The organism is Inquilinus sp. (assembly GCF_057815775.1).
In genome coordinates, this window is the sequence record NZ_JBYRFX010001019.1 from 1 (window position 1) to 8,519 (window position 8,519).

Annotated in this window: 11 protein-coding genes; 5 read left to right on the forward strand and 6 right to left on the reverse strand. The window is 64.5% G+C overall.

All coding sequences use genetic code 11. The annotated features are described in order from the left end of the window. On the reverse strand, nt 1–939 hold a 939-nt coding region (locus tag AC3XYG_RS36415), incomplete at its 3' end, for a fumarylacetoacetate hydrolase family protein (RefSeq protein WP_489144789.1). A 17-nt stretch (nt 940–956) separates the two neighbouring features. Continuing rightward, on the reverse strand, nt 957–2,228 hold the full coding sequence (locus AC3XYG_RS36420; protein ID WP_489144790.1) for an MFS transporter: 1,272 nt from the start codon (nt 2,226–2,228) through the stop codon (nt 957–959). Nucleotides 2,229–2,391: 163 nt separating this feature from the next. On the opposite strand from AC3XYG_RS36420, the gene AC3XYG_RS36425 reads away from it, so the two are divergent. The 4 genes from AC3XYG_RS36425 (at nt 2,392) to AC3XYG_RS36440 (ending at nt 4,897) form a co-directional block, all read left to right on the forward strand. Further along, nucleotides 2,392–3,135, forward strand: a complete 744-nt coding sequence (locus tag AC3XYG_RS36425) for a TetR/AcrR family transcriptional regulator (protein WP_489144791.1) — start codon at nt 2,392–2,394, stop codon at nt 3,133–3,135. A 68-nt stretch (nt 3,136–3,203) separates the two neighbouring features. After that, nucleotides 3,204–3,494: a hypothetical protein gene (locus AC3XYG_RS36430; protein ID WP_489144792.1), complete on the forward strand. Its 291-nt coding sequence runs from the start codon at nt 3,204–3,206 to the stop codon at nt 3,492–3,494. 160 nt (nt 3,495–3,654) lie between these two features. Next, the gene (locus tag AC3XYG_RS36435) at nt 3,655–3,996 is read left to right on the forward strand and encodes a colicin immunity protein (protein WP_489144793.1); all 342 of its coding nucleotides are present in this window, start codon (nt 3,655–3,657) and stop codon (nt 3,994–3,996) included. A 250-nt stretch (nt 3,997–4,246) separates the two neighbouring features. Next, entirely contained in the window at nt 4,247–4,897 is a 651-nt protein-coding gene (locus tag AC3XYG_RS36440) for a class I SAM-dependent methyltransferase (protein WP_489144794.1), read from the forward strand. Between the two features lie 7 nt (nt 4,898–4,904). Here AC3XYG_RS36440 and AC3XYG_RS36445 read toward each other — a convergent pair whose 3' ends face one another. From AC3XYG_RS36445 to AC3XYG_RS36460, 4 genes are all read right to left on the reverse strand, one after another. Beyond that, nucleotides 4,905–5,180 (reverse strand): hypothetical protein, encoded by a 276-nt coding sequence (locus tag AC3XYG_RS36445; protein WP_489144795.1) that lies wholly within the window; start codon nt 5,178–5,180, stop codon nt 4,905–4,907. Nucleotides 5,181–5,887: 707 nt separating this feature from the next. Next, on the reverse strand, nt 5,888–6,331 hold the full coding sequence (locus tag AC3XYG_RS36450; RefSeq protein ID WP_489144796.1) for a hypothetical protein: 444 nt from the start codon (nt 6,329–6,331) through the stop codon (nt 5,888–5,890). A gap of 2 nt (nt 6,332–6,333) precedes the next feature. Beyond that, nucleotides 6,334–6,852 carry a DUF2314 domain-containing protein gene (locus AC3XYG_RS36455; protein WP_489144797.1) on the reverse strand — a complete coding sequence of 173 codons (519 nt, stop codon included), beginning with the start codon at nt 6,850–6,852 and terminating at the stop codon, nt 6,334–6,336. 195 nt (nt 6,853–7,047) lie between these two features. Continuing rightward, a complete protein-coding gene (locus AC3XYG_RS36460; RefSeq protein WP_489144798.1) occupies nt 7,048–7,605 on the reverse strand; it encodes a hypothetical protein in 558 nt (185 codons plus the stop codon). Between the two features lie 600 nt (nt 7,606–8,205). Between AC3XYG_RS36460 and AC3XYG_RS36465 the strand changes: the two genes are divergently transcribed. After that, the coding region (locus AC3XYG_RS36465) for a calcium-binding protein (protein ID WP_489144799.1) at nt 8,206–8,519 on the forward strand (314 nt) is incomplete at its 3' end.

Consider the following 8,519-nt stretch of genomic DNA (forward strand, 5'->3'; position numbering starts at 1 on the left):
CAGTTCGACATCCAGCCCGCCCGATTTCTGGTCGGCACCGTCGAGCAGATGGTCGAGCGGCGCCGGGTCACCCGCCGGCCGCACCATGGCCGGCGTGCGGAACGGCCGCAGCGCGTCCGACGTCACCACCCAGGGCGAGACGGTGGTGCTGAAGCTCTTGCTCAGGAACGGTCCCAGCGGGACCATCTCCCAACGCTGGATGTCGCGCGCCGACCAGTCGTTCAGCAGGCAGAAGCCGACGATGCGCTCGCCGGCCTCGGCCACCGGGATCGGGTCGCCGAGATCGTTGCCGGGGCCGATGTAGAAGCCCATCTCCAGCTCGATGTCCAGCCGCTCGGACGGGCCAAAGCCCGGCCGGCCGTCGCCGCCGCTGGCCGGCGGGCGCTGGCCCTGCGGCCGCCGCACATCGCCGCCGCTGGCGCGGACGGAGGAGGCGCGGCCGTGATAGGCGATCGGCACCCATTTGTAGTTCGGCGACAGCGGATTGTCCGGCGACATCAGGGCGCCGGCGGCGCGGGCGTGATAGATGCCGGCGAAGAAGTCGGTGTAGTTCCGCACCTCGGTCGGCAACAGCAGCCGGCAGGCAGCCGCGTCGTGCAGCAGCTCAGGCCGCACCGGGGCCGACGTGTCGAGCAGCGCCGAAACCTGGCGGCGCAGTTCCGTGCGGGTGGCGGCCGGCAGGGCGAACAGTGGGTTCAGCGCCCCGCCCCGGGCGGCATCGGCGGCCTCGGCAGCGGCGCCGGTCAGCAGCCCGGCATCGCGGGCCGCGCCGACATCCAGGATGCTGTCGCCGATGGCGATGCCGAAGCGCGGCACGCCGCCGGCCGGGCTGAACACGCCGAAGGGCAGGTTCTGGATCGGGAAGTCGGCCCCGTCCCGGTTGGCGGAGGCGACCCAGCTGCGGCGCTTCGGGTCATGCGTCTGGTCACAGGCGGTCATAGGGGCATCCTTTCCTATCATCTGAGCACAGCCTGCGCGGCGGTGCCTTGGGGATCGGGGTTGTGCGGCATCGTGTCCGCCGCCGCCGGCCGCAGCGCATCGAAGCCGGGCAGCGACAGGGCGGCCAGCGCCCCGGCCACCAGGCAGGCGACGACGCCCCAGATCGCGGCACCGTAATTGCCGGTCGCGTCATAGATCCGGCCGGCCACATAGGGGCCGATCGCGGCGCCGACGACGAACCAGGCGTAGATCGTGGCGTAGAGGAAACCGTAGCGCCGGATGCCGAAATAGCGGGCGGTGAGGTAGGAGATCAGATCGACCTCGGCACCGAGCGAGAAGCCGATCAGGAAGGCGGCCACCGGCGCCAGCCCGAGGCCGCCATAGACCAGGAGCAGGCAGCCGATCGCGGTCAGGCTGAAGATCGCGGCGGCGAGGCGCGGCGCGAAGAACCGGTCCATCAGCCAGCCGATGCCGAGCCGGCCGAGCAGCACGCCGACCCCGGTCAGCGACGCCACGCCGGCCGCCTGCATCGGATCCATTCCGGCGTCGTGCAGCAGCGGCACCATGTGCACCGTCAGCGCCGACACGGCCACGGCGATGGCGCAGAAGCCCAGCGCGATGGTCCAGAACACGCGGGAGCGCAGGGCGACACCGCGATCGACGCCCCAGGGCTCCTCCACCACCGTCCCCCGCGCGGCCTTGCCGCCCAGCGACCACAGCACGAACGGCCAGGGCACCAGGGCGAAGCCGGCCAGCATCGTGTAGCCGGCACGCCAGCCATGGCCGGCGATGACGGTCGCGAGCAGCGGCGGCAGCACCATCGCCATGACGCCCATGCCGGCCAGGGTCAGGCCGAGCGCCAGGCCCCGCGCCGCGTCGAACCGCCCGTTCACCGCCCTGGTGTACAGGATCGGCGTGGTGCCGCCGCCCAGCAGCGCCGCCAGGCCGAAGCAGACATAGAAGGCGGTGAGCGTGTCGCCGTAGCGGCCGAGGGCGAACAGCGTCGCGGCGAAGCCGGGAATGGCGGCCAGGGCGATCGGGCGCGGCCCCAGCTTGTCGATCAGCCAGCCCAGTGCCGGCGCGGTCACCGCGACCGTCAGGGTCAGGTAAAGGAAGGCCGAGGTGATGTCGCCCCGCGCCCAGCCGAATTCCTGCTGCAGCGGCCCGATGAAGCTGCCGAGGCTGTAGAAGGGCAGCGACGACGCCCCCATGGCGCAGCCCAGCGTGGCCGCCACCAGCACCGGCCATCCGGCGGCCAGCTCCTCGAGCCTGCTTCGGCCCGTACGCATCTCTTGTTGCATGACCGCGTCCTCCCTCAATGTTGTCGTTGAACCGATGCACCGGGTCGGCGTCGCAAATCGCGACGGCGGCCGGCAGCACCGGGAGTGACTTTACGGAGACGATCTTGTACGATCGTACAAACATTCGATCAAACGTTCAAGAGGATTGGACATGGCCCTGCCCCCGACACCGGGGACGGCCCGCGGCAAGCCCGGCCCGACGGCGTCACCGATGAAGGCCCCGGCGCCCCGCGGGGCCCGGCGCCGGTCGGTCATTGCACCGGGCGACACCGCCCCGCCGAACCGCCGGCAGGACATCCTGACCAGCGCCGAGGAGCTGTTCGCCGAACTCGGCTACCACGCCGTCTCGGTGCGCGACATCGCCGCCCGGGCCGGCGTGCCGCTGGCCCTGGTCGGCTATTACTTCGGCAAGAAGGAGGAGTTGCTCGGCACCATCTTCGAGCATCGCCGCGGCTATATCGACGAACGGCTGCAGCGCATCGCCGCCGTCGACTGCTCGCCGGCCAATCCGAACGCGGTCGAGGATCTGGTCCATGCCTGGGTCGAGCCGGCGGTCCTGCTGCGGGCGACCGAGGGCGGCGCCGCCTTCTCCCGCCTGGTCGCCCGCCTCTCGGACCAGGGCCCGGAAGCGGACCGGGTGATCGAGCCGCATTACGACCCGCTGGCCCGCACCTTCATCGCGGCGATGGAACAGGCCCTGCCCGGCTGCGACCGCAACCTGATCGTCTGGGGCTATGTCTACGCGCTCGGCGCCCTGCTGAAGCACATTTCCGATGTGCGGGTCGAGCGGCTGTCGGACGGGGACGAGACCACCGCCGATCCGGCCCGGATGCCGGACCTGGTCCGCTTCCTCACCGCCGGCTTCCGCGCTTTGGCCGCCGGGGCGGCGCGGTGACGGATCCGGGCCGGCTCTGCTAAGCTCCGCCCATGAGGGTCAAAGCCCCACCCGCCTTTGCTGTCGTGATGACCGGCCCTGAAGGTCCGTATGAGCTGGCGTATGCCCCCAGCGAGACCGATCCCTGGGAAGGCGAAATCGGCGTGCTGATCGCCGGGGAGTCGACGACCTGGCACGTCGAAAAGGCCTATCGGGACGGCGAAGGGCTGGCCTTGGGGGGAATGGCCGGCGCGGACGTCTGGAAGAATTCCTATTGGTTCATGCTTCGGCCGGACGCCCTCCCTCCCCGCATCGAATACTGGGGAGACGGGATCATCTGGTGCACGGACATCGCCGTGCAGGACGATACCGCGCGCTGATGGTCGAGCGAGGGTGATTGTTGGCCGCTTACGATCCATAGCTGGCCATTCGACGACTGCGTTAAGGTCCGCCGGCAGCCCGAACGATCGATAGGCAGATCGTGAGAGTCCAAGAGGTCGATGCCTGAACGACACAGAGAACATGCCGTAGGAGCAGGAAATGAAAGGTGATCGTGGAGAGCTCTACAGCTCATCGAAGGACTTCTATGAGCTTGGCGGCAACCATGTGATGTTTCTAACCCCGAAATCCGCTCTTGAAGTTTGCCAGGCCGCAGGCGCCAAGGACTTGATCGTTGTTAGTGTAGAGGGTGGGATCTGGCACAATCCTGGGTTCGAGTCTCGTCATGATTGCATTTTAGGCACCACCGCCGATGCAATACGTCGTTTACCAAATGTATTTTCAATGAATGAAGTGGCTGCGGAGTTTATCGCAGAAGAAGCGAATTTAGGACATGATGTTTTTATTTTATCACTGCAAAGCGCCTCCCGATACAGCGGCTGATATTGTCGACCCCGTTCAAGTCTATGCACCGGGAAGTGCGATGGGTGGCACCATCCCAGACCTTGTTGATCACCATAGCCGCGCCGCTGTACCGATATGCTACCTTTAGAGAACCGGGTGAAAGCATCGTCGCGGCCAACCTTCTTCGCGAGTCTGCTTCCCGTCCCGTCATCGAACGGCGGAAAAGCCCGTCCCGAAAGCTGCCATAGAATTCCCGGCCTATGCCAGGCTGCATGGCGAGGGGGGCCTGATGAGCACAGCGAGCGATGCCCGTTTCTGGGATCGGACGTCACGGAATTACGCCAAGGGGGCGATCGCCGACCCGGCCGGATACGAGCGCACGCTGGAGCGGACCCGCACCCTGCTGGGCCCCGCCGACCGGGTGCTGGAGCTGGGCTGCGGCACCGGCACGACGGCGCTGCGGCTGGCCGGCGCCGTGCAGCGCTATCTCGCGACGGATGTCTCCGCCGGCATGATCGCGATCGCCGAACGGAAGCATGCCGCCGCCCCGATCCCGGGGCTGGCCTGCCGGACCGCGACCGCCGAGGCGCTGGCGCCCGGGACCGAGCGGTTCGACGCCATCCTGGGCTTCAACTACCTGCATCTCGTCCGCGACCTGCCGGGCACGCTGCGCCACATCCATGCCCTGCTCGCCCCGGCGGGGCTGTTCATCTCCAAGACACCCTGCCTAGGGGATATGACGCCGCTGATCCGGCTGGTGCTGCCGGCGATGCGCGCGATCGGCAAGGCGCCCCATGCCGGCATCTTCCGGGCGGCGGAGCTGGACCGGCTGATCTCGGCCGCCGGCTTCGACATCCTCGCCACCGAACGCCATGCCACCAGGGGCAAGGACAACCGCCCCTATATCGTGGCGCGCAAGACCCTCAGTCCGGCCCTGTGAGCCCCCATCAACACTTGCCGACTTTGAGTTCGCCGTTGCAGTTCTTGAGCTGCTTGATATTCGACAGGCGCGTCGTGACCTGGCCCCGCTTGCCACCCTGGCACTCGAATGTCAGCGTGCATTGCTGGATATCGCTCAGCACCAGGACGTCGACGACCTGGCAGGTGGCTGCGGCACTCGACGTCTGAAATGCCCTCGTGCAATCCGCATTCGATGCCGCGAATCCGGGCGATCCAAGAAAAACGATCGCCGATGCCAAGAATAAAGGCCGATATTTACGCATATTCTTCCCTCGTGCCGCATTGCGTCACCAAGGTATGGATTTTCCGGACCGGCTTCAACATAGCTCCGTATGGATTTGTTCCGGAATCGCAACGCAGCGGCATCTGCGCTGTCTGTCGGATCGAGGTGCAGCAGGTGTGGCTGGGGGCCAGCGCTTTCAGATGCAGCCCGCCCGGGGGCAAGGATCGCCCCTTTTCTGCCATTCGACAGCGTGTCACAATAGTTGACCATTGGCCAAAATGGCCGGGCACGCCAAGAGGCATCACCTCTGCCAATTGAATACCCTATTCTTAATTTTACTTTAGATAGGCTGCACAATGAGAAAAAATATATTTTTTCTTACAATGCACTGGCTAAAATATAAATGGTATAGATTAATTCCACTTTTGACGGCCATAACCATGGCTTTGATAATGAATATTTCTCGTAACTACGTCAAGGATTACGAAACGAAAGATACATTGTCTTCAGTAGGATTGTTGATTTTAATCGTTGGCTTTGGTTCTTCTTTTTATTTCGCATTTCGTGACGCTCGCCGCAAATAATCTGTTCGTCTGCGTCGGCCGTCAGCCAGCGCTCGCAGGCAGACGCGGCACATTCTCATCTCATCCGTTCTTAGCCTGCATCGGTCGCGTCTGATCATCCCGTTGCAATGTGCCCGCGATCAGCCTTTTGGAGAGAGTCGCAAGGACAGCCGCCGGCCGAGCCTCAGGAGATCACGAACTCGATCTTCCCGGCATAGCGGAGATCGACCCCATCCCGGCTGACCGGCCCGGGGGTGCAACGGTCCCAGTCCCGGGGCCGGTCGGGCGAGCCGCCCAGCATGATGAAGCAGTTGGGGTCCGCCAGGCCCAGCGCCCGGGCCCGCCGCTCCAGCTCCGCCGCCCAGGCCTCGGACCAGGAATACGCCCGGAACCGCTCGGCCAGGGTCGAACCCTTGGTCTCGAACCCCGCCTCGAGGAAGTCGTGATCGTACCAGCGCATCTGCTGGGTCTCGCCGAACTCCGACAGGCTGGCGTTGTCGCGATCTTCATCCTCCAGCGCCCAGAAGCGCGCTTCGGACAGGAGGGCGCCGAGCCGCGCATCGCTGTCGCAATGCCCGACCCAGAAATGCGCGACCTGGCGCTCGGCCGTCTCGTCGTGATCCGCCATCGTCACTGTCCCACCGGCAGCTTGTCGAGAAACGGCAGATCGGCCAGGTCGCCGATCAGGTCGTGCGGGTCGGCCGGCCGCTCCCGGTCCAGGATCACCTGGATCGAGTAGCCGCCGCGGATGCCGTTGTCGAGCACCACCATCCAGTCGGAAACGATGCCCGGCCCGACCTGGATCCGCTGGCCCGCCTTGTAGCCGGACAGGTTCTCGACGTCGTTGGCGATCGTGCCGGCGAAACCGTCGCCGTCGATCGCGACGTCGGCCAGCCAGACATGCTCGACCTCATCCCCCTCGCGCAGGCCGGCCTTGAGCTGGATCGAGGTCACATCCGCGGGCGGGTGCGCCAGGTATTTGCGGAAGACGGGCAGCGTGTCCTGTGCCGTCCGGATCGCCCGATTCATCGCCGGGTCGGACTCGTTGAACCAGACGATGCCCTTCCCCGGCTCCGTCTGCGCATGCGCCGCGCCCGGCAGCGACAAGGCTGAGGCCAGCAGCAGGCCCCCGATCCATCGGCGAAACATGGCTCTCCCCAAACCCGACACGCCAGCGGGGGAATTGTAGCATCAGGCCATGCACCGGGGGACAGCCCCGATGTCGGAATGGAGCGCGCCTCCGTCGCCGAACTCGGCGGCGCTCATGGGAAGGGACCGGCGCCGGATCGGCCCCTTCCCGTCGGGATCGGCAAGACAGCGGGCGCGCGGCTGGTCGTGCGCCCGCTAGTTATTATACTGAAAATTCCAGCCGCCTTCAGTCGTGTACAATCTCTGCCAATTGTAGTCGGTTTTATTGTCGTCGACCATTTCGCTGAATGGCCCGAAACATCCAGTGTTCATATGAGAACACACGGGATTGATCCATTCAGGCGGCTCGTCTCCGTCGACAAAGGAGTATTTTGGGATGGGCGGCGATGTCGTGATCTTGGCAGCATAGAACTGCCCATTGTACCAGTCGCCGCTGATTTTGCGGTGAACCATCCCCAGCCATCCCTGCCAATGGCTTGAACCGAAATAGAAGGCAATAAATTTTTCCCGATCCGTGCATCCAGTCTCGATGTTATTGGAATCGGTCCAACTCACCGTGATGGACGAATGCGGCGGAATATCCTTGAAGCCGCTATAGTCGGCGACACACATCCACTGCGCCTGAGTAAACTTCAGGGTTGAATCCGTATTGTTGGTAATCGTAAACGAGTGATTTGGCGTCGCCTGCGCTGCGCTGCCGGAAAAGAGCGACAACACGGTTGCCAGGACAGCAATTCCCAGAGCCGATTTCATGACAATCAACCTCCCGTTGAATAGATGAATTGAAACGTTCCGGCCCCAGCATTGTCATCGTGAGCACGGCTGAGGGCCGAGGCCAAAAATGGCCGATCCGCAGCGGTGCGGTTGCAATTTTGCATAAAATGATATGCTCGCACAGGGGCTGCGTGCCCATTGTCAGCGGCGCCAGGCCGCCCATCGAATATCCCTGCTGCACACCCTCCGCGCTTTGACGGCCGCCGTCCCTTGCGAGCGCCGGCGCGGCCGGTCGGGAAGCCGGAAAGATCGCTAAAGTGCATGGCCACCGCAAGTTCGGGCGGTTGGCGGATCCAAAATTTGTGGATTTGATTAATATTTAATGCAATTGTACGGCGATTGAGGCGCGGTATTGAGGAAGACCTTCAGTCAGATCTGGCGGACTATGCGTAAATTTTCATGAGATCAGTACAGGACGGCGCCCCGCTGTAGTCCCACCCATCAAGCATCAGCGAACGCACTCGGCGACAATTTTGTTAAAGCGCCCTACTTAGGCCTCTTCAGCGTCTGATATTCCGCAACCCATTAGTTCAGAACAATAAGATCGGGCGTCAGCCCTGAACCTTTTAGGAGATATCGATGGCGCTTATTACCGGCAGCGCAGGCAATAATGTCATCACCGGCACCGCCGTGGCGGACCTCATCGATGGCCTCGGCGGGGACGACACCCTTATCGGCGCCGGTGGGGCAGATACGCTGATCGGCAACACCGGCACGGACACGGCGAGCTATTCCACCTCGGCTGCAGCCGTCACGGTCGACCTCGCCGCAGGCACCGGGATCGGCGGCGACGCCGAGGGCGATACTTTCAGCAGCATCGAAAACCTGACCGGCTCCGCCCTGAACGATCATTTGACGGGCGACACCGGCGCCAATGCGCTGAGCGGCGGCGC

Bases quoted from the DNA above. Each gene is read 5' to 3' on its own strand.
- AC3XYG_RS36420 (WP_489144790.1), bottom strand. From the start codon at position 2,228: ATGCGTACGGGCCGAAGCAGGCTCGAGGAGCTGGCCGCCGGATGGCCG.
- AC3XYG_RS36425 (WP_489144791.1), top strand. From the start codon at position 2,392: ATGGCCCTGCCCCCGACACCGGGGACGGCCCGCGGCAAGCCCGGCCCG.
- AC3XYG_RS36430 (WP_489144792.1), top strand. From the start codon at position 3,204: ATGACCGGCCCTGAAGGTCCGTATGAGCTGGCGTATGCCCCCAGCGAG.
- AC3XYG_RS36435 (WP_489144793.1), top strand. From the start codon at position 3,655: ATGAAAGGTGATCGTGGAGAGCTCTACAGCTCATCGAAGGACTTCTAT.
- AC3XYG_RS36440 (WP_489144794.1), top strand. From the start codon at position 4,247: ATGAGCACAGCGAGCGATGCCCGTTTCTGGGATCGGACGTCACGGAAT.
- AC3XYG_RS36445 (WP_489144795.1), bottom strand. From the start codon at position 5,180: ATGCGTAAATATCGGCCTTTATTCTTGGCATCGGCGATCGTTTTTCTT.
- AC3XYG_RS36450 (WP_489144796.1), bottom strand. From the start codon at position 6,331: ATGGCGGATCACGACGAGACGGCCGAGCGCCAGGTCGCGCATTTCTGG.
- AC3XYG_RS36455 (WP_489144797.1), bottom strand. From the start codon at position 6,852: ATGTTTCGCCGATGGATCGGGGGCCTGCTGCTGGCCTCAGCCTTGTCG.
- AC3XYG_RS36460 (WP_489144798.1), bottom strand. From the start codon at position 7,605: ATGAAATCGGCTCTGGGAATTGCTGTCCTGGCAACCGTGTTGTCGCTC.